28 protein-coding genes and 1 pseudogene are annotated in these 23,357 nt (G+C 54.4%); 20 read left to right on the top strand and 9 right to left on the bottom strand.

Going from position 1 to position 23,357, the window contains the following annotated elements:
• Window positions 1–964 precede the first annotated feature (964 nt).
• The 3 genes from AC2FI8_RS21430 to AC2FI8_RS21420 are packed head-to-tail and all read right to left on the bottom strand — an operon-like array spanning window position 965 to window position 1,867.
• Complete coding sequence (locus tag AC2FI8_RS21430) at window positions 965–1,171, bottom strand: hypothetical protein (protein ID WP_298854938.1); 207 nt, start codon at window positions 1,169–1,171, stop codon at window positions 965–967.
• Complete coding sequence (locus tag AC2FI8_RS21425) at window positions 1,168–1,554, bottom strand: hypothetical protein (protein WP_282121132.1); 387 nt, start codon at window positions 1,552–1,554, stop codon at window positions 1,168–1,170. The genes AC2FI8_RS21430 and AC2FI8_RS21425 overlap by 4 nt, the downstream gene beginning before the upstream one ends.
• Before the next feature lie 43 nt (window positions 1,555–1,597).
• Complete coding sequence (locus AC2FI8_RS21420) at window positions 1,598–1,867, bottom strand: hypothetical protein (RefSeq protein WP_299665506.1); 270 nt, start codon at window positions 1,865–1,867, stop codon at window positions 1,598–1,600.
• Window positions 1,868–2,193: 326 nt separating this feature from the next.
• Here AC2FI8_RS21420 and AC2FI8_RS21415 point away from each other — a divergent pair, with 326 nt between their 5' ends.
• The 9 genes and pseudogenes from AC2FI8_RS21415 to hflC all read left to right on the top strand — a co-directional run bounded on the left by AC2FI8_RS21415 (window position 2,194) and on the right by hflC (window position 9,400).
• Entirely contained in the window at window positions 2,194–2,619 is a 426-nt protein-coding gene (locus tag AC2FI8_RS21415) for a hypothetical protein (protein ID WP_282121130.1), read from the top strand.
• The gene (locus AC2FI8_RS21410) at window positions 2,616–3,062 is read left to right on the top strand and encodes a hypothetical protein (RefSeq protein WP_282121129.1); all 447 of its coding nucleotides are present in this window, start codon (window positions 2,616–2,618) and stop codon (window positions 3,060–3,062) included. Before AC2FI8_RS21415 ends, AC2FI8_RS21410 begins: the two co-directional genes overlap by 4 nt.
• A 429-nt stretch (window positions 3,063–3,491) precedes the next feature.
• Window positions 3,492–4,616, top strand: a pseudogene (locus AC2FI8_RS21405) (SLC13 family permease).
• A 958-nt stretch (window positions 4,617–5,574) separates the two neighbouring features.
• The gene (locus tag AC2FI8_RS21400; protein WP_496707547.1) at window positions 5,575–5,841 is read left to right on the top strand and encodes a hypothetical protein; all 267 of its coding nucleotides are present in this window, start codon (window positions 5,575–5,577) and stop codon (window positions 5,839–5,841) included.
• 38 nt (window positions 5,842–5,879) lie between these two features.
• Window positions 5,880–6,266, top strand: a complete 387-nt coding sequence (locus AC2FI8_RS21395; protein WP_496671860.1) for a hypothetical protein — start codon at window positions 5,880–5,882, stop codon at window positions 6,264–6,266.
• An 8-nt stretch (window positions 6,267–6,274) separates the two neighbouring features.
• The gene (locus AC2FI8_RS21390) at window positions 6,275–6,733 is read left to right on the top strand and encodes a hypothetical protein (RefSeq protein WP_496707549.1); all 459 of its coding nucleotides are present in this window, start codon (window positions 6,275–6,277) and stop codon (window positions 6,731–6,733) included.
• 220 nt (window positions 6,734–6,953) lie between these two features.
• Entirely contained in the window at window positions 6,954–7,241 is a 288-nt protein-coding gene (locus tag AC2FI8_RS21385; RefSeq protein ID WP_282170949.1) for a hypothetical protein, read from the top strand.
• A gap of 75 nt (window positions 7,242–7,316) precedes the next feature.
• Window positions 7,317–8,384 carry an FtsH protease activity modulator HflK gene (hflK, locus tag AC2FI8_RS21380; RefSeq protein ID WP_496707550.1) on the top strand — a complete coding sequence of 356 codons (1,068 nt, stop codon included), beginning with the start codon at window positions 7,317–7,319 and terminating at the stop codon, window positions 8,382–8,384.
• A complete protein-coding gene (gene hflC, locus AC2FI8_RS21375; RefSeq protein WP_010442286.1) occupies window positions 8,381–9,400 on the top strand; it encodes a protease modulator HflC in 1,020 nt (339 codons plus the stop codon). The genes hflK and hflC overlap by 4 nt, the downstream gene beginning before the upstream one ends.
• A 403-nt stretch (window positions 9,401–9,803) precedes the next feature.
• Here hflC and AC2FI8_RS21370 read toward each other — a convergent pair whose 3' ends face one another.
• Window positions 9,804–11,060, bottom strand: a complete 1,257-nt coding sequence (locus AC2FI8_RS21370) for a class I SAM-dependent methyltransferase (RefSeq protein WP_282121194.1) — start codon at window positions 11,058–11,060, stop codon at window positions 9,804–9,806.
• A 384-nt stretch (window positions 11,061–11,444) separates the two neighbouring features.
• Here AC2FI8_RS21370 and AC2FI8_RS21365 point away from each other — a divergent pair, with 384 nt between their 5' ends.
• The 3 genes from AC2FI8_RS21365 to groL all read left to right on the top strand — a co-directional run bounded on the left by AC2FI8_RS21365 (window position 11,445) and on the right by groL (window position 14,090).
• Window positions 11,445–11,696 (top strand): DDE-type integrase/transposase/recombinase, encoded by a 252-nt coding sequence (locus AC2FI8_RS21365; protein ID WP_366524170.1) that lies wholly within the window; start codon window positions 11,445–11,447, stop codon window positions 11,694–11,696.
• 272 nt (window positions 11,697–11,968) lie between these two features.
• The gene (locus AC2FI8_RS21360; RefSeq protein ID WP_282121193.1) at window positions 11,969–12,208 is read left to right on the top strand and encodes a hypothetical protein; all 240 of its coding nucleotides are present in this window, start codon (window positions 11,969–11,971) and stop codon (window positions 12,206–12,208) included.
• Window positions 12,209–12,467: 259 nt separating this feature from the next.
• Window positions 12,468–14,090, top strand: a complete 1,623-nt coding sequence (groL, locus tag AC2FI8_RS21355; protein ID WP_496707552.1) for a chaperonin GroEL — start codon at window positions 12,468–12,470, stop codon at window positions 14,088–14,090.
• A gap of 399 nt (window positions 14,091–14,489) precedes the next feature.
• Here the strand turns inward: groL and AC2FI8_RS21350 are convergent, their stop codons facing one another.
• Both AC2FI8_RS21350 and AC2FI8_RS21345 read right to left on the bottom strand, forming a co-directional pair.
• Window positions 14,490–14,879, bottom strand: coding sequence for a fatty acid desaturase (locus AC2FI8_RS21350; RefSeq protein ID WP_496737249.1), 390 nt, complete (start codon window positions 14,877–14,879; stop codon window positions 14,490–14,492).
• Between the two features lie 17 nt (window positions 14,880–14,896).
• A complete protein-coding gene (locus tag AC2FI8_RS21345; protein WP_299664513.1) occupies window positions 14,897–15,133 on the bottom strand; it encodes a hypothetical protein in 237 nt (78 codons plus the stop codon).
• A 155-nt stretch (window positions 15,134–15,288) separates the two neighbouring features.
• On the opposite strand from AC2FI8_RS21345, the gene AC2FI8_RS21340 reads away from it, so the two are divergent.
• Window positions 15,289–16,020 (top strand): Crp/Fnr family transcriptional regulator, encoded by a 732-nt coding sequence (locus AC2FI8_RS21340; protein WP_496780899.1) that lies wholly within the window; start codon window positions 15,289–15,291, stop codon window positions 16,018–16,020.
• Between the two features lie 653 nt (window positions 16,021–16,673).
• Here the strand turns inward: AC2FI8_RS21340 and AC2FI8_RS21335 are convergent.
• On the bottom strand, window positions 16,674–16,859 hold the full coding sequence (locus AC2FI8_RS21335) for a hypothetical protein (RefSeq protein WP_496780898.1): 186 nt from the start codon (window positions 16,857–16,859) through the stop codon (window positions 16,674–16,676).
• Between the two features lie 345 nt (window positions 16,860–17,204).
• Here AC2FI8_RS21335 and AC2FI8_RS21330 point away from each other — a divergent pair, with 345 nt between their 5' ends.
• From AC2FI8_RS21330 to AC2FI8_RS21310, 5 genes are all read left to right on the top strand, one after another.
• Window positions 17,205–17,456: a hypothetical protein gene (locus AC2FI8_RS21330; RefSeq protein ID WP_299893153.1), complete on the top strand. Its 252-nt coding sequence runs from the start codon at window positions 17,205–17,207 to the stop codon at window positions 17,454–17,456.
• A 59-nt stretch (window positions 17,457–17,515) separates the two neighbouring features.
• Window positions 17,516–17,869 (top strand): hypothetical protein, encoded by a 354-nt coding sequence (locus tag AC2FI8_RS21325; RefSeq protein WP_176865328.1) that lies wholly within the window; start codon window positions 17,516–17,518, stop codon window positions 17,867–17,869.
• A gap of 57 nt (window positions 17,870–17,926) precedes the next feature.
• Complete coding sequence (locus AC2FI8_RS21320; RefSeq protein ID WP_496780897.1) at window positions 17,927–18,232, top strand: hypothetical protein; 306 nt, start codon at window positions 17,927–17,929, stop codon at window positions 18,230–18,232.
• 337 nt (window positions 18,233–18,569) lie between these two features.
• On the top strand, window positions 18,570–19,091 hold the full coding sequence (locus AC2FI8_RS21315) for a hypothetical protein (RefSeq protein ID WP_496720973.1): 522 nt from the start codon (window positions 18,570–18,572) through the stop codon (window positions 19,089–19,091).
• 14 nt (window positions 19,092–19,105) lie between these two features.
• Complete coding sequence (locus AC2FI8_RS21310) at window positions 19,106–19,351, top strand: hypothetical protein (RefSeq protein WP_496707561.1); 246 nt, start codon at window positions 19,106–19,108, stop codon at window positions 19,349–19,351.
• Window positions 19,352–19,570: 219 nt separating this feature from the next.
• Here the strand turns inward: AC2FI8_RS21310 and AC2FI8_RS21305 are convergent, their stop codons facing one another.
• On the bottom strand, window positions 19,571–19,996 hold the full coding sequence (locus tag AC2FI8_RS21305; protein WP_496707563.1) for a VOC family protein: 426 nt from the start codon (window positions 19,994–19,996) through the stop codon (window positions 19,571–19,573).
• 192 nt (window positions 19,997–20,188) lie between these two features.
• Here AC2FI8_RS21305 and htpX point away from each other — a divergent pair, with 192 nt between their 5' ends.
• Window positions 20,189–21,067: a zinc metalloprotease HtpX gene (gene htpX / locus AC2FI8_RS21300; protein WP_496780896.1), complete on the top strand. Its 879-nt coding sequence runs from the start codon at window positions 20,189–20,191 to the stop codon at window positions 21,065–21,067.
• A 60-nt stretch (window positions 21,068–21,127) separates the two neighbouring features.
• Complete coding sequence (gene htpG, locus AC2FI8_RS21295) at window positions 21,128–22,741, top strand: molecular chaperone HtpG (RefSeq protein ID WP_496780895.1); 1,614 nt, start codon at window positions 21,128–21,130, stop codon at window positions 22,739–22,741.
• Here htpG and AC2FI8_RS21290 read toward each other — a convergent pair.
• Window positions 22,669–23,334: an IS6 family transposase gene (locus AC2FI8_RS21290; RefSeq protein WP_496780913.1), complete on the bottom strand. Its 666-nt coding sequence runs from the start codon at window positions 23,332–23,334 to the stop codon at window positions 22,669–22,671. The two genes, htpG and AC2FI8_RS21290, sit on opposite strands and share 73 nt — an antisense overlap.
• Between the last annotated feature and the right edge of the window lie 23 nt (window positions 23,335–23,357).

Genomic DNA, 23,357 nt, shown 5'->3' with positions numbered 1-23,357 from the left:
TCTTCATTTGCGCTAAATGATCTTCCGTTTTCATGTCTGTTCCTTTCTATGTCGAGCCAAACCCGGGACAATGAAGCCACCAGGGTCAACGAAGTGACGCCTGATTTGGGATCAGCAGGCTTCGCGTTAGTTGTTCAGAACGCAAACGCCCTTTGATCGCTGGAAATTTCGGTGGCACTCCCAGCGGTTTCCGGCCCTGTCCAAGTGGGCGTTGGCCGGTAAGTCTATGAAAACGCATCCACTGGCAGTTTCCGCATACCCGCGGTCACATTTCCAACCTTGTCCATGGGAGGCATCGTCAAAGTAAGCGTTCTCGGGAACAATAACCGGTTCACAAGCGCCAACTCGCTGGAAGTACCCGCGCTCGCATGTCCAGGGTTGCCCATAAGACGATCCATTCAGAAAGGCATTGGCTGGTACCATGATTGGGGCACAAATCTCACCTTCGGCCCGATAGCCCCGATTGCAAACCCAAACATCACCATAAGACTCGCCCGACAGGTACCCGTTGTCAGGTACTGCAACTTCCAGGCAAGTCTCGTCAATTTTCACGAAGCCGCGCAGGCACCGCCAACTTTTTCCTGAAGAGGCGAGATATCCGCCTTCGGGTACGGGTACTTCGACACAAGCCAGGCCATTTTCTTCTAGAAATCCATGCAAACAATCCCAGCCCCTGCCATAGGTCCTGTTTGTTGCGTAAGCATTCTGAGGGACTATAATGGCGACGCAAAGGTCGTCTTCGATCCGGTAGGATCGGTCGCATTCCCATCCGTCCCCGTAACTCCTGGAGTGTGCATTCTCAGGCATGAGGGCGTCTGCAGATTGTGCGAACACAGGGAATGCGAATGACGCGAAGATACCAGCCAGAATGTACATTCTTACCGAAAGCCGTTCTGACGGTTTCTTTTTGGGCAATTTTCTAGGTGTCATAACTGGCTCCCTTCTGACCTAATGGCATCGGCTTTTATTCTTGGGTTTCAGTTGCCCTGTTAAGGTCCTGTTGGGTGCGCCACGACTCAGGCCGTTCGTCTCGTAGTGGTGGCACGTCTTCGTTCTCGATAGTTTGGATAGGGTGTCCCGTCAGTTCCGCTGATTGAACGGCCATCGTCATCACAAAAGACAGCTTCTGCAGCGCCATTTCAGCCAACGGTTTTGGTGTGGCATGTTTCATCCCTTTTCCACCGTGTTTTCCGCGCGTTCCGGCGGCTTGTCGACGTCAAGGCCGGCAAGACAAGCTTGAGCGATGTCACGGTCCGGAACATCCGTGCCCGGAATGGTTGCCCAGCCTGTCTCCATGACGGCATCGCGGCGTTTGTAGGTTGTGGCTTTTCGAATAGTGTCAATATGTGCAACCCGATCCGGATCCACGCGTGCCATATCGAGGCAGACCGGCACCATCGCCGCTATGACTTGGTTTCGAGCCATCGCCGTCGCTCTGGTATCTGCGGTTCCGCCAGTCACCCAACCGCCCCATGAAAATCCAACCACACCGACAAAGACCGCACCGATCACGGCCCCATAGATGCTAGGTTTCAGCCATTCAGGAGTGTTCATTTCGAATCCTCCAGCGGAGAAAGCGCCGCCTCGCTATCATTTTTCAGTCTGGGTCAATGCGCCGGTCCCGGCGCAGCGCCGTTTCTAGGTCTTTCTCGGTAATTGGACGCTGTTCGGTGCGACCAATCTGGCTCCCTTTCCCATGGACGACCGAGTAGGTCGCAGTCCGGCGAAAGGCCTCAAAGCTGAGGCTTTGCAAAAGCTCTTCTTCGACGACGATTTCATATTCGCCTGCGGCCAGCTCGTCCGAGTAGCCCGGCAATACAAACGCATTGGCAAAAGTCACCATCGATCTCGACGATCGCGTGCTCATCCCCGACCTCCAGACTGTCTGCGGGTCTTTCCCGCGCCATTGTCACTCACCACCAGATTCCAGGGGCTACATGGTCGAACGAACTCCCTCCTTGTATCTCATGATCATTCGACGGGCGCTGACGCATGTTAGTCTCGGCCACCGGAATGCAATCTACCGAAGGCCCCTGGACCGCCAACTGGACTGACCTGTGTAAGGGCACCGCGACGAGCGATCGCGTAAAATTGGTTAAATCTGAAAATGCTCCACCTGTGTGCGTCCAGAACTTCGTTTTGCCCGGTGCGTACTGGTCAAGAGCTGACCGTCAATAAAAGAGGAGAATAAAGATGGCTGAAAACAAAGCACTGGGTACTCGCCCACCTGAATTCGAACGCTTTCTCTATGCACCTGTCGGCGAAGACCGGAACGGATATGTCGTGACGGTTCTCTCGGCGCTTGCACGTCTTGGCCTCGATCCCTGGAACGAAACCGCCGAACTCGTGAAGTTGCGGCGGGAAGAAGCCTGCGCGCGGCTTGAGATCCTCCTTTCGAAATTCAGGGACGTTCCCGAGCTAAAGCAGGACCACAATGCCGTCGCGCAGGAATTGAGCCTGTTGCTTCCGGAAAGCCCACGAGTAACTCCTCTGACGCGGGTGAGCTCGACAGTTGCCAATGGTCGCTTGGTGTCCAGCGGTGCAATCTGGACGATACTCGCGATCGTCTTCGTCCTGATACAAATGCTGTTCATCAATTCGCCAGGATCAGACGAATGACCTCTGCCCATCAAGCGCCCGTGGACCACCGGCGATCGATTGAGAGACCTGAGGTCACGTCGGCGATCGAAGACGCGTTCCTTTGGAGCCTTGAGGAGAGGTTCTGGACTAGTGGTCTAGATAGCGCGCGCGCGACGACTGCACAGAACGCCGTCATGATCTTTCCCTTTCCGCCCGGCATCCTTCAAGGCGAACAGGTCTGGGACCACTTGCAACGGAATACAGGCTGGCGATCTGTTGTGATGACCGACCGCAATACGACGCTTCGCGGCAGCATTGCAATGCTCGCGTATCGCGTTTCGGCCGAGAAGGCCGGCGTGCCGATCTATGAGGCACTCTGCGCGTCCACATATTTGCAAGATGAGGACAATTGGCTTAGGATTTCGCACCAGCAAACACCCGTGATCCCGACTGAATTGCTCACCAAATTCGTTTGGTCCTGATCCGTCCAATCCGCGGGCTGAAACAAGGTTTGCAGATCGGCGACAGTTGATAGAGATGAAGAAAATAACTGCTGGTACGACCTGTGCAGGTTTTAAATGCCTTGTCATGTTCGAGCACCGGCGCAGTGCAATCTGTGGGCGTCGATCTCGCAGATTTCGGGCATGTCCTCCTCCTTTCCTGAAGGAGTGTGTTTGCATCGGGTCCAAAGCACCAGCCACTGCGCATTGTGAAAGGAAAAACCAATATGTTGATACTCGATTTCCTTTCGGTCTTTCTGATAGCTGCCCAAATATTGGCTTTGTACCTAATCGCCTCAGATTTGATGATGAACAACACGCCGGTCGTCATTGTCTTAATCCCGGTGGCCATTCGATTGGCGCGAAGCCTCATTTTTTGCCGCAACACGCCTGCTGATCCCGCAATCATACATGGCGGTTCTTGGAGGAACTTGCACACTTATCGGGAATACAACCAATTTGCTGGTTGATGGTGTGCCGCAGGCATCGGGAATCGAGCCCCTTTCAATTTTCGAAATTATTCCGGTCGGTTTGGTTGCGGCAGCCACGGGCGGTTTGGCATTACTCATGCTCGGGCCTTTTCTTTTGCCCGATCGCGGGGATATTGCACGACTGGGCGCAGACAATGAAACAGCCTTCTTCACAGAGCTTCGTCCGTGGGAGGATTATCTGGGCGTGGGTCAGCGCATGGGCGGAATTTTTGACCTGAACCGGCGAGGCATGGAGATCATTGGTGTCCGGTCGCGATCCGGGGTAAAGCGCGATCGCCTGAATGAGCACGTTCTCGAGCCAAGTGACAAGATCATTGCCAAGGTGACGACATCGGAACTCCTCACCCTCCGTAGGATCGAAAGTAGCGAAGTTAGTTTGCGTCAAGGACCAGTCCCCGAGACCGTCATCGACCTGATAGTCGCTGAGGCTATCGTTACCCTTTCCCGTCGAAGTCGTGGTGTGCGAATTTGCCCAACTCGCTATGGCATGCGCGTCATTGGCGCCCACCGGCACGGGGAAACAATTGGACCTGACTTGTCAACGGCACTCCTGCGTCCGGCTGATACGCTGCTTTTGGAGGGAACACTTGAAGGCTTTGCGCAGATGACCGAGGCTGGCGATCTCGCAGCGATCACGGATGCCGGAGGCCGCGCTTTCCGCCGCGAGAAAGCGCCGCTCGCTCTCCTGGCGCGGTGTGTGGTCGTGGTCCTTGCAGCCGCTAGGATAGCCGAGGTCAGTGTGCTTGCTCTCATCGCCATTGCGACCATCCTCGTATTGCGGTGCATCGACAGCAACGAGGCCTAGAGTTCCATCGACGCAGGTGTTCTTGTCCTGATCTTCTCAATGTTGATTGTGGGGATAGGTCTTCAAAACTCTGGGGCCGTTGGCCTGATCGTCAAAAGCGTAACCCCGGCACTAGACGGAATGCCTCCAATTGTAACGCTTGCTGCGGTCTACCTATTGTCCTTGGTGCTGACCGAAGCAGTCACCAATAACGCTGTTGCCGTCGTGGTGACCCCGTTCGCAATCGGCCCTGCCGAATAGTACGGCATTGACCTGCGGCCCTTTGTTGTTGCGGTGATACTTGGGGCGAGTACAAACTTTGCTACGCCTGTTGGCTACCAGACTAATACCTTGGCATAGTGTTTCAATGTCGTCGCCTTTTTGGACCTTCAGGCGCTTTGTCCCAAGCGGCCTTGACGGAGGCCATGTGCTTGACGGTGTGGTTTTCCAGACTCTGGTCTTCATCATTCATTGGAATGTCCTTTCCTGGACGGTCCGAGAATAAGAAGCACGAGACTCATACAGCCCTTTTGGGGAGCTCCATGTTCCCCGCGCCCCTCAGGTACTCAAAAAAAATGCCAACCAAATACACAGCGGACACATGTCACCTAACGGATTTCAGAGCGCCTTCGTACTGACGCAGGTTAGCCCGCTTGAGCCAGATAAAAGATCCGCGCAAGCATCAGAGCGCCCATGAGTGCAATCAGCAACCAATAAATCGGGATCTGCCTCTTCCCAAGGTTCGAGTTCTAGCCTTGCAAGGGCCGAAAGTACCGTAACAGCATTGCCCTTCCGATCCTCACCAACGAAAGCTAGCAAAAACCGATCGAACTCAGGGCTATGCGGGTAAAGAATGCCACCTGCGGGCATCACCATTTCCTCCTTTTCAGTGCTTTCGGACCTTGGGAGCGAACGTGCCGACTGACCGGGGCCTCCTCTGGCAAGATCAAAATGTTTCGGATTATTTCGATCATACCCGCATCGCTTGGAGCACGCGCTGACGCAGATCAGCCGGTGTCCAAACCTCTAGAGTCAAGCATCAGGGCAGCTCCAAGGTTCGCCGGCACTGCCCAGGGCCCAGCGGCGCTAACATGGGTCAGCGCGCATCGCCCGGTTCTGGGATAATGTATGATGACCGCAAATGCAGGCTACCTCTCTGCAATCAGGATACGGCAGCCCTTGCAGCGCGGAAGGCACGTATACATCGCGGAGACCGGGGATGGCGCTGCGTTCAATCAGATCCACCGTGACCTTCCCGCGCCCGTTTGCCCTATCCGGATATTCGGACGAGCTGCCTGCCGGTGAATACGAAGTATTGGTTGAGGAAGAACTTATCGAGACGCTGAGTTTCACGGACTACCGCAGAACAGCGATTTTCCTGACCATAAACGGCAAGGGGCGTTCGCTGGGCCGAACAGAAATGCGGCCAATTACCTGGACCGACCTGGAAACGGCACTTGGCCACGGCATTCAATGTGACACCTGAAGATAGCGAGGCGGCGCTTTGCCGCTGGAGGAACTACAATGAACACTCCCGAATGGCTTAAACCCGGCCTCTACGGTGCCGTCATCGGCGCGGTACTTGTTAGTGTAGCTGGATTTTCTTGGGGCGGCTGGGTAACCGGCCGAACCTCGAACGACAGGTCCGTGGCTATGGCCCGTGAACATGTTGCCACCGCATTGGTGCCTGTCTGTCTGGACATGGCCCGATCCGATCCGGAACGGGCTGCCAAGATGGCGGCGATCCGGGCAGCCTCTACCTTCCGGCAGCGAGAGGCCCTGATGGCGGCTGGCTGGGTGACGATACCAGGCACAGAGACCCCGAACCGGGACATCGCGCAAGCCTGCCTTGCAGCCCTTGACGTAAACAAGTCACCGGAGCGTCCGGAAAACACGATCAATGAAGGATGAGCAGCGCCATGTCACCACCTCTGCCTGAAACAACCGATCTTGAACGGCGCGTTCTAGCCCATGAACGGGTTCTCCAGTCGCTCATTGCTTACATGTCGCACACGGAACCGCGTTTTGTTGAGCACCTGAAGAAGCGTTTTGTTGAGCCGATGGCCATGGTGCGGCACGAGCATGACCACCGGAACGCGGATGACTACGCGGAGGAGTTTATTCGCGCCGTGATGGCCCTTGGAGAAACGCAATTGCCAAAGGCGGCGAGCTCCAGCGTACTCGTTAAGCCATTGCACCAACCGGAAAAGAGACAAACTTCGGCACACCCCTATTATCCAACCGCGCAAGCTGATCGTGTCCGTGTCAGAGAGAGGAATGGGATCTGGGAGGTCAAGGTGGATGGCGTATTCCACGGGGACTACCACGACAAGGGCATTGCTCTGGCAGCCGCAGCTTTGGCGCGCTTGTCGCTTTGATGAGAGGACTTCTCCTATGAACGAGCTAGTCAGAAAGTCAATTGCGGTTTTCGCCCGGCCTTTCAGTGTGCCTGACTTCGACGAGAGGCTTCCGGCAGGAGAGTATGACATTGAAACGGAACTGTGTTCACCGCCCGACCAGCTGCACCCGGAAGTCTGGAAAGCATCTGTAGCGGTGAGGCTGCATTCTCGGGCATCCCACCCCGGCCTGGCGAGAACCTTGACCGTTTCACTGGCCGACCTCGATGACGCCCTGGCAAAGGACAAGCTGACCGGAAAAGATCTGGCCGAAATTTTCCTCGAAGAAATGCTGGCAGACCCGATGGTTCGGCTGGTGATGGAGGCCGACGGTGTTTCCGAGATGCAGCTTCGGCATCTCTACGCGGGCGGGCGCGCATCTCAGGCGGACAAAGAGACATGGGATGCGGATACAACAGGTACATCGCCACAAGAAAACTCACAAATACAGGCTGCTGAGAACGAAGGAATGCCGACACAGAGGGAATAAGACACGTGGATCCACCCCGCCGACCGCCAAGGTCTGCGCCGAGTGCCGGTTCGCACGAGCAAGGGAGAAAACGATATGCCCGACCAGAACGGCGGCCCGGAAGACCGTGGGCCATGGCAAAGCAAACATAAGAGCAATCCTCCCGAGATTGACGATCTTCTTCGTCAAGGCCGCGACCGCCTGAGCGGATTACTCCCTGAAGGGCGGCCGCCTCTGAGAGGGGTACTGGTTGCAGGAGCGATAGTCTTGGCGGCGGTTGCAGCCTGGTCTTCTTATTACACAGTCCCGAGCGACTCGGTCGCCGTTGTCCAGCGTTTCGGCAAATACATTGCTGAGGTTCCGCCTGGCCTGCATTTCAAATTCCCGTTTGGCATCGACGTTGCCACACTGGTGCCCGTGAAACGGCAACTGAAGCAGGAATTCGGATTCACCACGCCGGGCAGGAGTGATCCCTTCCAAAGCCCGTCAGACGGCCGACGTGAAACCGAAATGGTTACGGGAGATCTGAACGCCGCGCTTGTGGAATGGGTGGTGCAGTACCGGATCTCGGACCCCCTGAAGTTCCTGTTCGAGGTACGCGAGCCAAGCGCGACTTTGCGTTACGTCTCTGAGTCGGTGATGCGCGAGGTCGTTGGAGACCGCACGGTTGACGAGGTCATCACCATCGGCCGGCAAGAGATCGAGAGCGAGGCACTTTTTAAGATGCAGGCTCTGTCCACGAAATACGCCATGGGCATCAGCATCGACCAGGTGCAGCTGAAAAACATCAACCCGCCGGGACCCGTTCAGGCGTCGTTTAATGAGGTCAACCAGGCCCAGCAGGAAAAGGAACGCCTGATCAATGAGGCGCGCCGCGAATATAACAAAGTCATTCCGCTGGCCGAGGGCGAGAAAGATCAGCGGATCCGCGAGGCCGACGGCTATCGCCTGAAACGCATCAACGAGGCGGAAGGCGACGCCGCGCGGTTCACCGCGCTTTTGGCCGAATACGTCAAGGCGCCTGAGGTCACGAGGCGGCGGATATACATAGAAACCCTCCAGGATGTTCTGCCCACAATCCTGTCAAAAATCATTGTCGAAGGATCGACTGCGAGCATCCTGCCGCTTTTGAACCTCGACAGGCTTCAGGAGGATCCGTCATGAGCATCAGACTGGGTCTCATTGCAGGGATTGCGGCTGCAGTTGGCGTGATTGCCTCCGGTTCCCTCTACACAGTTGGCGAAGTCGAACAGGCCATTATCACCCAATTCGGCAAACCCGTGGGAGAACCAGTTATAACGGCCGGTTTAAAGCTAAAGCTGCCCATCGTTCAGGAAGTCAACCGGATCGACCGCCGGGTTCTTGAGTGGGATGGCAATCCGTCCGACATGCCCACCAAGGACAAGCTCTACATTTCCGTCGATCTGTTCGCCCGCTGGAAAATCACCGACCCATTGCAATATTTCCTGCGGCTGCGCGATGAGCGCAGCGCGCAATCCCGACTAGACGATATTCTCGGCAGCGAAACCCGCAATGCCGTCGCCAAACACGAGTTGATAGAGATTATCCGGACTACGAAAGGCCGGATCCCGCTGCGGGACACGCTTCTAACCGATGAGGAGCGTGCGCAGGACATAGGTTCTCTGGTTCCTATCCAGAAAGGCCGCGCACTTGTGGAACAGGAGATTTTCGCAGCCGCCTCAGAGAAGGTTCGTGTATTTGGGATCGAGCTTCTCGATATCCGTTTCAAGCGGATCAATTACAATGAGAGTGTGCGTCCGAAGATCTATGACCGCATGATCTCCGAGCGTCGCCAGATCGCTGAACGTTTTCTTTCCGAAGGCAATGGCGAAGCCGCGCGAATTCGCGGCAACCGGGTTCGCGATCTGAACAAGATACAATCCGAAGCGTATCGCGCCGTCGAGGAAATCCGCGGCGTGGCTGACGCCTCGGCGGCTGCGATCTACGCAAAAGCCTACAACATCGACGCCCAAGCAGCCGAATTCTATGCGTTTACCCGGACAATGCAGGCCTACAAGGACATGATTTCAGGCGGAACGACGCTGGTCCTGACAACCGATAGCGAACTTTTCAGGTTTCTGAGAGGAATGGAGGCCGGAGAGCCGTCTGGAAGTACATCTCCTCCCCCTCCCGGCCTGACGGCTGCGGCCGAACGCTGATGAATCGGAGGACAAAGAGATGACGGAAGAACCGGTGGATTTGGACGAAACGCGAAGCGCCGAACGCCAGATTGCGACCGACACCCGATGCCGCAAACGCGGTGTTTGGGAGCAAACGTCATCCACACCATCCGCGTTTAATAGGTTCAAAGTTTTGGGTTTTCGGCACGTGCATCCGCCGCAAACGCAAAAGTCCAGTTTGTCCGTTGAAATCACCTCGCGTCTTATCGGTACGCATAGGGCACAACGAATGGCAACTGGTTTACATGTTCACTATTTGTTTTTCATGACGCCCAAATATGCACGCTCGGGTCGGTTGGGCCAATAAAGAAAAACGTTGCGCCTTGTGGCGGAATTTGACCGACTGTCCCGCGAATAGCGGATTGGCCCGCAAATCGTGAGTTCAGCCCGATTGATTAGACGTTTTGCACAGATAATCTCTGGTTACAGGAACAACCATCTGACCTCGGCTTAGCTGAAACTGAAATACAACCAAGCCCTGTTCCGAAAAGGCCATCTCGGATACGATCAGATAGTATCGCCACATTCGCAGAAACCGATCATCGTAGAGGTCGCGGATCGATTCCAGATTGGCCTCGAACTTTTCCTGCCAACATTGAAGCGTTCGCGCGTAGTGGCCGCGCCAGACTTCAACATCTGTGGTCACCAAGTCCTGCTTTTCAATCTCCTTCATGGCTTCGGACATTGATGGTGCATATCCGCCGGGAAAAATGTATTTGTGAATCCATGGCGACGTTCGACCGGGTGCGGTGGATCGACCGATTGTATGCACCAATGCGACGCCATCCGGTTTCAGATTCTCACGCAGTTTGCGAAAAAATGTTGGATATTGGGGCCGACCAACATGCTCCATCATTCCGACCACAACGATACGATCAAATTCTTCGTCGACCTCTCGATAGTCGATCAGGCGAAATTCGACCATATTCCCGACACCGGCCGCTTCGGCTCTGCTTTTTGCATATTCCAACTGCACTTTGGACAAGGTCACACCAACCACCTTCGCTCCATAGTCTCGCGCCATGGTAATTGACATGCCGCCCCAACCACAGCCGATATCCATCACTGTCATTCCTGGTTCGATTAAGAGCTTCTTGGCTATGTGCGCCTTCTTTGCTACCTGGGCCTCTTCGATGCTTTGCACCGGATCTGAGAAATAGGCGCAGGTATATTGAAGGTCTTGGTCAAGAAAAAGTTCATAGAGATCAGCGGAAAGGTCATAATGATGTTCGACATTTCTGCGCGCGATATGAACGGGATTATACTGTGCGATACGTCTAAGTGACTTGCGCAGCCCTGTGACCGACGTGCCGTAACGCCCACCACCATAGTTGTTCGCATTGCGCACAATTAGCGAAACAAAGCCGCGTAAATCGTTTTGCGAAATTGTGAGAGTCTCATCCATATAGGCTTCGCCCAAGGCGAGATCGCCGTTCATTACCAATTTGCGCGGAAGCGCTTTGTCGTGGAGGGTTATGGCTGAACTGGGCCCTTTTCCGCGGCCATAGGTGCTGCAACGCCCATCCGGCCAAGTCACCGCAAGCTCACCTTCTTGGATGATCTTGGTCAAAAGGCGGTCAAGCAATGACACCCACAATGTGACGTCCTCCAATGCTTCCACGATTAGACTACACTCCATGGCAATCGCACAAGTTGAAGGAGCAAGTTATGTCCGCTTAGTGTCCGCAGAGCGGTCGGTCGTGCGCGTAGATAACGCCACATTGAATAGGTAGGTTCCCAAATACTCGCCGATGATCGCCGCGCGAGCACAATCGAAAAGGCACCCTGTGCTGAATTCCTGGCGCATGGACCGGATTTAACTGCGTGTTCGCGGCAATTGGATGCGCCTTTATCGAACTGTCGATAAAGCAGGTGACAGGGAACACCCATGATTTCGTGCTGCCTGAGCGATGGAACGGTCTCGCAGCAACCAAGTTCTTTGCCAAAGCGTTGTAGTCAATCGGAAGCACTGGCAAAACCGTAATCGATAAGAGCGGAGCCAACGCAGCAGGTATTTCAAGAAGTGAACAGGAACTTGAGGCGATTTGGTTGCCCGGTTAAAGTACAGACAATAAGGTCGAAACTCCTGAATAGACTGATCGAGCAAGAACATCAGTTCAAAATACAGCGTGTTCGGCGCATGTGTGGGTTCAAATCTTTCGCATCTGCGTCCGCTAACTTGGATGGCATTGAAGTCGTCTATATGATCCGAATGAAGCAGCTCTCTAGCGCTACAACTTTGGGCTTTCGGTTGTTTGGTGTGATCGCTGGATAAATGTGTCCAGCATGTCGTTAACTCTGGCCGTTCTAAAAGTTTGCAACACAACCGTTCAGCACCCGAAAGAGCGACGATTGCAGATAGTTTTCGAGTGAGAGGTCTGTTTTCGATTGTTTTTATTGGGTCATCCAAGTGCGGCGAAAATTTCACGAGAAAATTCGACGCGAAGCTGCTTTCAATCAGTCCAACATGCAGAAAATTCTGCAACGATGGTTGAATTCATCGAGCCCACTTCTGGTCCTGATGAGTTAACGCGACAGGAACGGCCCATGATGTCTGACCCAACAGAGTTTGCAGGAATAGCGGCACTCTCGATCTATGAGGCACCATCGCTCTCCTTGAATAATCAAAAATTGCTTCCGGAACGCCAAGCCGCGAGGGAATTACGCGCCGCGGTGACGGCTCACGAAAACGCTCCAACAATAGGATTGGAAACAAAATGCCATCAGGCCGTTGCTGACTTGATTAACGCGATCATAGTCACCAAAAACACGGTTCGATGTTTGTGACACCGCGCGGTAGTGGTTTGACTCCCGACCTTTGAAGTGGACCCGAAAAAGAATCCGCCACCGCTCCCGCCCGAATGAAACTCGCCCGATCAGCACGCCTCCGTCCAGTGCTGTTCTGCTCGGCAAACCTTAAAAAGGAGTGCTTCGAAGCCGTTCACTTAGCGTCGCCTTTTCGACGAAGACGAAAAGACCATGGACCAGACGGTCTTTTCCGACGCAGCAGACCATCATCCAATCCTTGTCTCAGGGAGTTCCCGACATGTCCGCCAAAGACGTCAAATTCAGTGCTGATGCGCGCAGCCGAATGCTAACAGGGATCAACATGCTGGCGAACACCGTCAGGATCACTCTTGGTCCAAAAGGTCGAAACGTCATTTTGGACAGATCCCACGGTGCCCCGCGTATCACCAAGGACGGCGTTACTGTTGCCAAAGAATTCGAGCTTCCGGATCACTTTGAAAACATGGGAGCCCAGATGGTGAAGGAAGTCGCGTCCCGCACCAACGAAGAGGCTGGCGACGGCACAACCACTGCTACCGTACTGGCTCAGGCGATCGTCAAGGAAGGGATGAAGGCCGTTGCCGCTGGCATGAATCCGATGGATCTGAAGCGAGGTATTGAACAAGCCGTCCGGGTCGTCGCCGCAAAGATCAAGGACCTGTCCCGACCGGTTGGCGACAGTGTCGAAATTGCGAAGGTAGGGGCCATCTCCGCCAACGGAGATATAGCGATTGGCCGTCAGATCGCCCATGCGATGGCTGCGGTCGGCACTGAAGGCGTAATCACGGTTGAAGAGAGCAAGGGATTGGAGACCGAAACCGAAGTGGTCGAAGGTATGAATTTCGATCGCGGTTACCTTAGCCCATATTTCATAACAAATGTGGTCAAGATGAGCGTAGAGCTGGAAGACTGCGTTATACTGTTCCACGAGAGCAAGTTGTCGTCTCTTGCCGACATGGTGCCGTTCCTCGAAGCAGTCATGGAAGCCGAAAAGCAGCTTCTGGTTGTTGCCGAGGACGTGGAGGGCGATGCGCTGGCCATGCTTGTGGTCAACAAGCTTCGTGGTGGATTGAAAGTTGCCGCCGTGAAGGCGCCTGGGTTTGGGGATAGCCGCAGGGAGATGCTGGAGGATCTCGCGATCCTGACGGGCGGTCAAGTGATCTCGACCGATTTGGGGGCCAAGCTTGAAACCGTCACGCTGGACATGCTCGGTGCCGCAAAGAAAGTCGTCATCTCAAAGGACGATACGACCGTCATTGATGGCGCTGGCGACAAATCAGCAATCACTTCACGGGTCGCCCAGATTCGCTCCCAAATCGAAGATACGACGTCCGACTACGAACGGGAAAAGCTGCAGAGTCGTCTTGCTAAACTGACAGGCGGGGTCGCCATCATCCGGGTCGGAGGGGCCACGGAGATTGAGGTAACGGAACGCAAAGACCGGGTTGACGACGCGTTGAACGCCACTCGCGCGGCGGTTCAGGAAGGTGTTGTTCCAGGCGGTGGTGTTGCGCTGCTCCATTCAGACAAAGCGCTTGCGACCCTTAAAGGTGCCAACTCCGACCAGGATGCCGGCATCAGGATCGTCCGGCGATCAATCCAGGCACCGCTGCGCCAGATTGTCGAAAATGCCGGCGTGGACGGATCGGTCGTCGCGGCAAAGATCATCGAAAGCGAAAACCCATCCTTCGGGTTCGACGCTCAAACGGAAACTTATGTCGACATGCTGACAGCGGGGATCATTGACCCCACCAAAGTTGTCCGGGTTGCTCTGGAAGATGCGGCGTCGATTGCAAGCCTTCTGATCACAACCGAGGCGATGGTCGCACAAAAACCCAACAGGTCTGGAACTGCATCAGATTTGGGACCCTTGAGGGCGTGACGCAGGTCTTTTGACCCAACGACGGGACCACCTCAATGCAGTCGGTCGATTTGTAACATGCAAACGTATTGAGAGAAACCAACCTGAAAGGAATTTAGATGTCAAAAGGTGACAAGAGGCGCGGCAACCGCGAAGTTAAAAAGCCAAAGAAACCAAAGGAAAAAATCGTGGCGACGGCCGATTTCACAAAGGGTCAGAGGCCGGTCAGGATCGGGAATAAGAAAAAGTAATTTTCATAGTCGCAAGACGAAGATTGAACCACAGCAGTGCGTGCAGGATTCGCGTCGTTAGGAAGGGATGGAGACATGGGCAATAGCCGCAACTCCGGCCCATGGTGTCCGAAGGCCATTGGAGCGCCGCTTTGGCATGCTTCGCAATTTGGTTTCCGAAGTTTCTGATCTATACCCGGATTGATTCATAACTCACTATAACGATGCGTTCGGTTTCGTCCCAGAGCGCGAGGCTTGAGAAGCGCAAGCTATCGCGGAGAGTGATGCGCCGGGTGTTGGCAAGGACGTCATGACCTCGAAGGACCTCGGGAAGACGATAGAACGGGATACGGCTGGCCAGATTATGAACATGGTGAACTCCGGTATTCCCGGTGATCCAGCGCAGCATTCCGGGCAGTGCATAGTGTGAACTGCCTTCAAGCGCCGCATCCAGAATGCTCCAATCATTTTCCCGCTGCCAACTGGTATCCTCGAACTGGTGCTGCAGGTAAAAGAACCACATACCAGCAATTGCAGCGAGGAGCATCGTCGGTAGAAACACGAACAACAGGACGTCCAAGTATCCGGCCGCGTGATCTAAGATCGGCGCGAGAAGTTACCGCTGACAATAATCTCGTTGATCAATTTGGCGACTGCCGAATGGGTTTCTAGCTCTAATTCCGAACCATTGGCACACTCGTGGGTCACGGCAGCATCGCGCAAAACCCCGACGATCTCACGTTCCTGAAGAAGATTGAGATCGTTTAAGGCAAGTAGAAGAGCCTCGCAGATCGAGAGTGCAGCCATGCCTGCGGGATCTTGGTGGTCTGACATTGGGGTCATTCCTTTTAAAGTCATTGGATTCGTGACCAGGCGAGGTGGTGATGGTTTTTCTATTGTCATATGAGTTTTGGTATTTTGGACTGATCGAAAGTAGCCTCAATACCAAATTCTTCGTAGAGTCTTTGCAGGCTCGGGGAAATCCAACGATGAACACCAACACCAGCCCGCTAACACAGAAACTCTCGGCATTTGTTGCCTTGGCAGAGGCGGAACTGGCCGTTTTGGAACAATTGCACCAGCGGAGGAGAACCTTTGAGGCTGGCCGAGATCTTGTTTATCAGGGACAATCGGAACAGGCTGCCTATATCCTCGCCGCAGGCTGGGTTGTTTCATATAAGATTCAGCCTGACGGATCACGCCAAATCGTCGATTTCCAGATTCCTGGGGATTTCCTTGGGCTGCGCAGCGTTTTGTTGCACACTTCAGACCATGGCATTGAGCCGATTGTTGATATCGAAGCCGCCGAGGTTCTGGTGAGTGATCTTTTGCAAGCCTTCGCAGAGACACCTCGGCTGGCCACTGCAGTTTTATGGGCCGTGTCACGCGACGAAGCGATGGTTGTCGAACATCTTGTCGGGCTTGGGCGGCGTGATGCGGATGCGCGCATGGCACATTTCCTACTGGAACTTGGAGTCAGGCTGTCGCTTGTGGGGATGGGCAGCAAGAAAGGCTATGCCTGCCCGCTCACACAGTACCATCTTGCCGATGCACTGGGATTGAGCGCCATTCACGTCAACCGCGTCCTGCGCAAACTCAGGGAGGACGAGTTGGTTACATTTCGGGATGGGTCTGTGACGTTCAATAACTATGAGGGTCTGGTTAAACTGGCGGATTTCGATCCAGCGTATCTGGATCAGAAGCGGCCGCTTCTGGCCTGATTGGGTCCACAATCTGGTTTTGGACGATCCTGCCTACATCTCCAACGCGTGACGTTACATCAGCGCCCTACTGGCTTCCTTGAGTTCCTTGTGAGCCTCTTCGTCATTTTCTGCTTCGTGGGCACTTTCAGCGGCCTGATAGTGTTTCAATGCCGTCGCCTTTTTGGGGCCTTCAGGCGCTTTGTCCTAGGCGGCCTTGACGGAGGCCATGTGCTTGACGGTGAGGTTTTCCTGACTCTGGTCTTCATCATTCATTGGAATGTCCTTTCCTGACCGTCCGAGAATAAGAAGCACGAGACTCATACAGCCCTTTTGGGGAGCTCCATGTTCCCCGCGCCCCTCAGATACTCAAAAAAAATGCCAACCAAATACACAGCGGACACATGTTACCTAACGGGTTTCAGAGCGCCTTCGTACTGACGCAGGTTAGCCCGCTTGAGCGAGATAAAAGATCCGCGCAAGTATCAGAGCGCCCATGAGTGCAATCAGCATCCAATAAATCGGGATCCTGGGGCCGTTATACTTTATTGTCTCTGGCAGTTTCGAAACGCGATGCGACACGCGCTTAGGTAACAAGGCCACCAACTTTGTCGCCACACTACCGCTCGCATGATTAAGCGTGGGTACATCTCTGACTGTTGAAAGATGCGCTTTCAGCCGGGCATGCGCTGCATCTCGGCCCAGAAGTGTAAGCTCACGAGCCTCGGTCCAAGGCTCGAGCCCGAGACGCGCAAGGGCTGACAAAGCCGTGACTGTTGCACCGGTTCTTCACCCACTTCTGCAAGCAGGAAAGGGTCGTAGTCGGAGCCATCCGGGCGAAGAACATCTGATACAGACATGATTTTTCCTTTCGGACTGGGGGAGCGGCGCTCGACAAAAATCGTTGGGACAAAGATACCGACCAACGCGTTGTATACCGCATTCAATATTGCTTGATTGCTGCAAGGCGCAAAGACTTGCATCTGCCTGGATGCGCCACCTTCTAGCCCCGATTGTCGGGAGTGAGGCTGTTGCACACATCCTGACAGTAAAGAATCTGATGGGTACTAACTTCGATCAGCATAAAGCCCGTGGGTTGGGAATAATATAGCCCTAAGTGCTGTGACTTGACGGGGCATCTGGACTGATGCGGCCGACCATGGTCGGTGCCGGAAATCCAGCGATCAATTCAACGGAGGTATGGGATGCTCACGCGTTCGATCAGATCAATGGTGACGTTCACCAATGCCTTCAGGTTGGGAAACAGCGACATCGTGTTTCCGGCTGGTGCGTATGAAATTCTCTTCGAGGAGGAGTTGCTGCAAGGCGTCAGCTTTGAGGCTTACCGACGCACCGCGACCTACCTGATGGTCAGAGGTCGAGGGAGTCATGTCGGTCAAACAACGATGCACATGACAACACAAAAGGATCTGGAGCACGCCATTGCCTGCGACTAGGCCCGTTGTGAAACAATTCAACATAGCGAAGCGGCGCTTTCTCCGCTGGAGGACTTGATATGACCAATCCTGAATGGCTGAAACCTGGTATGTATGGCGCGCTGCTCGGCGCGGTGTTTGTCGGCGTTGTTGGATTTTCTTGGGGCGGCTGGATGACTGGCGGAAGCGCGAACAAGTTGGCAAGCGAAATGGCGCGGGACCAGGTGATCGCGGCGCTCGTGCCAATTTGCCACGACATGTCCCGCACGGATAATCAGCGTTTAGCAAAGCTCGCAACGATCCAGGCTGCCACGTCGTACAAGCGACGCGACGCCGTGATGGATGCGGGTTGGGCAACCATGCCTGGTTCCGATTCTCCGAACCGCGATCTCGCCAAAGCGTGCATAGAAGGGCTGAACCTTGATGCATCTTAATATGATTGCGTCAAGGCCGCCCTTGTCAATTCACACTGGTTTGCTACGGTAAGTGGGATGTTTGGATTGCAACTGGAAGGCGACCAAGGAACCTGTTCGACCCTTGGTGTTAGAAAGTGGGATGCCGATGCAAGCAGTCTGAAATTTCCCTCAGGTACAATCTACCGCGGCGCAACAAGCGATCACACTGGCTCAGCCAAACTCACCGGGCCCGTCAGGCGCGAAATGAAAATAGGCATGAACTACAACGCTCTTATTGGGGGCAATAAACGCGCCGGATGTCGCGAGAATTCGACTATGCAAGGAAAACTTGCCAAAACTAACGGGGATAGCGAAGCCTGCCTAAATTTGAAGTTGTTGTAACTTCTCAAATAGCGGTCCGATACCGAGCGTCATGTGCTGATTTGCTTGGCAACGCGCCGTAGTAAATCGGCCCTTCAAACCCCATATACTGATAGGCTACGTGCGAATTTTCGGGTCTGACCGACGCACCGAGGTCTCAGTGGAAAATCCGAAATCGATTGGGATCATGTCTTTCAATGACCTGGCTATTAGGTCTGCCGTCCTGCTGAACCGTCGAATAAGGAAACCGACAATCAGGGCGGCAAAGGCCGGTTCAGCCAATCTCGAAAAACCCCGAGAGTCGCGCCGGAACGGGCTGGCGAGCCCTACCTGGCCCTTAATCGAAAGGACCACCGCAATGGATGACCAATTCAGCAAGACCATCGCAGTTTTCGACTGGCCATTCACAGTGCCCGGTTTTGCAGAAACGCTCCCCGCCGGCGAGTATGAAATCGAGACCGAACTCGCCTCGCCTCCGGATCACCAAGACCCTGAAGCTTGGAAGGCCTCGGTTGTTGTCCACCTGCATCCACGCATTTCCCATCCGGGATTAACCCGGAGCCTAACCGTTTCATTAATTGATCTCGACAATGCCCGCGCGAAGGACAAGCTTTCAGGAAGAGAGCTGTCTGATGTTTTTCTGGAAGAAATGCTGGCAGACCCAATGGTGCAGCTTGTGATGCAGGCCGACGGGGTATCCGAGGCCCAATTGCGCCATCTTTACTCTGGATCGCGGACAACGCGGGAGAATATCGATCTCGTTGACCAAAGTCCCAAAGACGAGACCCCGCAAGTTTTTTCGCAGGACAGCTCTGAAATTCAGAACGCCGAAAATGAAGGGATGCCATGCCAACAGGCCACTTCGCTTGTACCTGAATGAAGTGGAAGAAGCGAATGCCTGAATCAACGATACGCGAGGAACTGATGCAAAAGAAGAAGGAATTCATCGTCTCGGAACCGCCAATGCGTGCGCTTGCAGATGCGCCCAAGGAACGGTTCTGCTTGCGCTGCAAATCCTCTTTCTGGAGTGAAGGTTTTGGCGAGCGCATCTGTTCCCGCTGCAAGGGCACCTCAGCTTGGCGCGCGGCTGTGCCGGAAGGCGTCGGTCAAGGTCGCCGCCGCTCTGGCGGCCGGTCGTGACAGATCCCTTGATTGTTTTTAGGGCTGCCTGGCGTCGTTGTCCGAGATAATGCGAAAGCCCCCTTCGTCCGCGGTGCTTACCTATCACAACGCACGGATCTCGCCCGCGCAGCGAATGGCCGGTTTGATGAAGCTGCGTTGCGGCGTGGCCTGACCCGATGAATGGCAGCTTTGGGCCGTCAAATGCACGAGTGGAACTTCGCTTCGCAAGCGATTTGCCTATCCCATGGAGGAGACTTTTTGATGAACTTCAATCACGTTTCCTTCTGGGTCGTGAAAGAACACTTGGTGCCACTCTTTCGAGAAAGCCGTTCCATAGTCTGAGTATGGAATGCCGCATTCATCGAGCTTTCTGAGAAAGGCATCAAGGTCATCGGTACGAAAGGCAATATGCCCTCGTTCAACCGGATTTATTGCATGCATGTTTTTGAACGCGACACCTAAGTCCCGTTCTGCAAGATGCATCTGCATGCTACCTTCGGTCGCAAATCTGATTTTGCCGTCATAGCCCATATCTTCGTTTGCTTCAGTGCGAGGGAAATTTTGTTGTGGGATATCAGCAAGACCAAGTACGCTTGTGTAAAAGTCGTGCATACGATCGACATCGTCGGCCACAAAGTTAATGTGATGAAATTCCAGCTTCATTGTCAGTCATCTGTTCAATGTTTTTCTTCTGCGGTTCTAACATCAAAGGCCGCAGCTTGGGATAGAAGAAGTTGAATTAGTTTCTCCGAATTACAGTTTTGCCCGCAATCCAGCTACTTCCCGTACCAGGTCATTGTTCTCGCAAAAGGCAGATCCTATATGCGCGGCGATGGGTTTTGGAGGCCAAGTCTGATGGTGCGTACGTTTGTTCTCATGGCCGTGATGTCAGCTTTTGTGGGTGTCATCGGGCTCATGCTGGGCGGTGAGGTGGGCCTTGTCATCGCGCTCTGCCTCGCATTTGCGATGAACTTCTTCTCCTACTGGAATTCGGACAAAGCCGTTCTGCGTATGCATGGTGCGCGGCGTGTTGATGCGCGCTCGGCACCGGAGCTGTGGAAAATGACCGAAATGATGGCCCGGAAGGCCGGTATGCCCATGCCCGCGCTCTACATCATGGAGACCGAGCAGCCCAACGCCTTCGCCACCGGACGCAATCCGGAGAATGCCGCTGTTGCCGTCACGCGCGGCTTGTTGAGCAACATGAGCCGCGAAGAGATGGCTGCTGTTGTTGCTCATGAGCTGGCACATATCAAAAACCGCGACACGCTTACGATGACCATCACCGCAACCCTGGCCGGGGCAGTTTCGATGCTGGCGAATTTCGCGATCTTCTTTGGCGGCGGGCGCGACAGGCCTTTGGGTATTGTCGGTACTATTGCCATGATGATCCTTGCGCCCCTGGCTGCGGGCATGGTGCAGATGGCGATCAGCCGGGTGCGTGAGTATGAGGCAGATGCCGAGGGGGCCGCGATCTGCGGTAATCCTGATTGGTTGGCCTCGGCGCTCGCCCGATTGGGCCAGCTCTCTGGCCGGATCGACAATATTGCTGCCGAGCGTAACCCGGCCACGGCGCATATGTTCATCGTCAACCCGCTTCATATGCAGGCGGTGGATAGCCTTTTTGCCACGCACCCGCCGATAGACAAGCGCATCGCCAAGCTGCGGGCACTTGGTGGTGCCAAAGGGTTGAAAAGCAGCGCCCACCCTTCGAGAGGTGGCCCTTGGGGCTAGTTGAAACCGGCATGATAGATCATTAGTTTGCGCCGCGATTGCCAATAGGAGTTACGAGCCATGACAGAGACCCTTGAGAAAGAAACGTTTTCCTTCCAGACCGAAGTGGGCCAGCTCTTGGAGATCGTCGCGGGTTCGCTTTATTCCAACCGCGAGGTGTTTTTGCGAGAGCTCGTATCCAATGCATCCGACGCCTGTGACAAGCTGCGCTACGCTGCCCTGACCGACGCGTCGCTTGCCCCATCCGAGGATTTTGCGATCACGCTTGAGATTGATGCCAAGACCAAGGCGTTGTCGATTTCGGACAATGGTATCGGCATGAACCACGCTGATCTGCTTGAGACCCTTGGCACCATTGCCAAATCCGGCACCGGTGCTTTCATTGAAGCGCTCAAGGCTGACGACAAGGACAAGCCAGGCCTGATTGGCCAGTTTGGTGTGGGTTTTTATTCAGCGTTCATGGTGGCGTCTCGGGTCGATGTCGTGACCCGCAAGGCAGGCGAGAGCGAGGCCTGGCTTTGGTCTTCTGACGGCAAGGGCGAGTTCTCCATTGAGCCGACCGAGCGCGTGACCAACGGAACTACAGTGACGTTGCACCTCAAAAAAGACGCAAAGGAGTTTGCCGAAGAGGCCCGTATTCGGCACATCATCAAGACCTATTCCGAGCATATCAACTTCCCGGTTAAACTTGGAGAAGACACGCTCAATTCAGCCGAAGCACTCTGGACCCGCCCTGCGAAGGACATCTCGGAGGAGCAATACACCGAGTTCTACCGTCACTGCTCCCACGCCTTTGATGCGCCGTGGAACGTGATGCATAATAAGGTCGAAGGCACGCTCAACCACACCAGCCTGCTCTTTGTACCCAGCACCCAACCGTTCGACCTCTTTGAGCCCGAGCGCAAAAGCCATGTGAAGCTCTATGTCAATCGGGTCTTTATTTCCGAGACTACGAAGGATCTGATACCAGCGTATCTACGCTTTCTGCGCGGGGTTGTGGATAGCCAGGATCTGTCGCTCAACGTCTCGCGCGAGATGTTGCAAACCGATCCGCAGCTCGCCAAGATCAAGACTTCGATCACGAAGAAGGTTTTGAGTGAGCTGAAGAAAAAAGCCACCAAAGCACCTGATGAGTACGCAACATTCTGGGGCAATTTCGGTGCAGTGCTGAAGGAAGGCCTGGTCGAAGATGCCGCGCTCCGCGATCGGATCCTCGAGATTTGCCGCTTCGCCTCCACCGCTGTCGGCGACTTGACAAGCCTTGCAGATTACGTGGCTCGTATGAAAGAGGGACAAGAGGCGATCTTCTACATCGCGGGCGAAGATCCGGCCAAACTGGCCCAGTCTCCACATCTGGAGGGCTTCAAAGCCAAAGGGGTCGAGGTGCTGCTCCTGTCCGACCATGTGGATGAGTTCTGGTTGCAGCACATCACAGAATTCGACGGCAAGCCATTCAGGTCCATCACCCGCGGGACAACAGATCTCGACGAGATCAAGGCAGATGAAGCCCAACCGGAAGAAGACAAGCCCGAAGAAGCTGATCTCTCGGTTTTGTCGCAAACTCGTACTCAGCGCAAAAATATCCTAACGACTAGACACGGTTATCCAGCGAGAGCCGCAAACTGCGCGAAGCCGTCGCCCTCCAGTTCAAATTGTTTCTTCCGGATCATTTGAGCAACTTCGATGCCATCGAGCGTCGCTGCCGCTGACGTGAAGGATTTGAATCCAAGCATCGGACGCGTTCGCCGTTTGATAAAGCGATGGTCTTGCTCAATTCGATTGTTTAGGTACTTGGATCTCACTGCGGTGATCTTGGTTGGGCAACCAAATCGCTTGAGGATCTTGTTTACTTCATTGATTCCGGCAGCATTTGCTCCGCTCTTGTCGATCACGATCCGCAATGGAATGCCGTTGTTGGCCAATGCCTTCGCAAAAAACTTCTTGGCCGCTGCAGTGTCCCGATGTTCAGATAGCATGAAATCAAGGGTTTTCCCGTCACGATCAATCGCACGATAGAGATACATCCACTGGCCGCGCACTTTGAGATAGGTTTCATCCATGCGCCAGGAAGCGGCGCCGGACTTCTTTCGCTTATGCGCCTCGATCGCGACCAAGGGCGAGAATTTAACCACCCATCTGCTGAGCGTTGCATGATCAACAGTGACACCGCGCTCGGCCAGGATCTCCTCCAGATCTCGCAAGGACACCGAGTACGGTTCTGTCGCAAACTTTTTAGATGGCAAAGCATCAGTGGATTTGGCGAGCAGTTTATCCCGCCATTTGGATGAAC

The organism is Ruegeria sp. CDSB029 (assembly GCF_059611125.1).
Note: the sequence above shows the minus strand (reverse complement) of the source record. Positions and strands in the feature narration are given on the sequence as shown.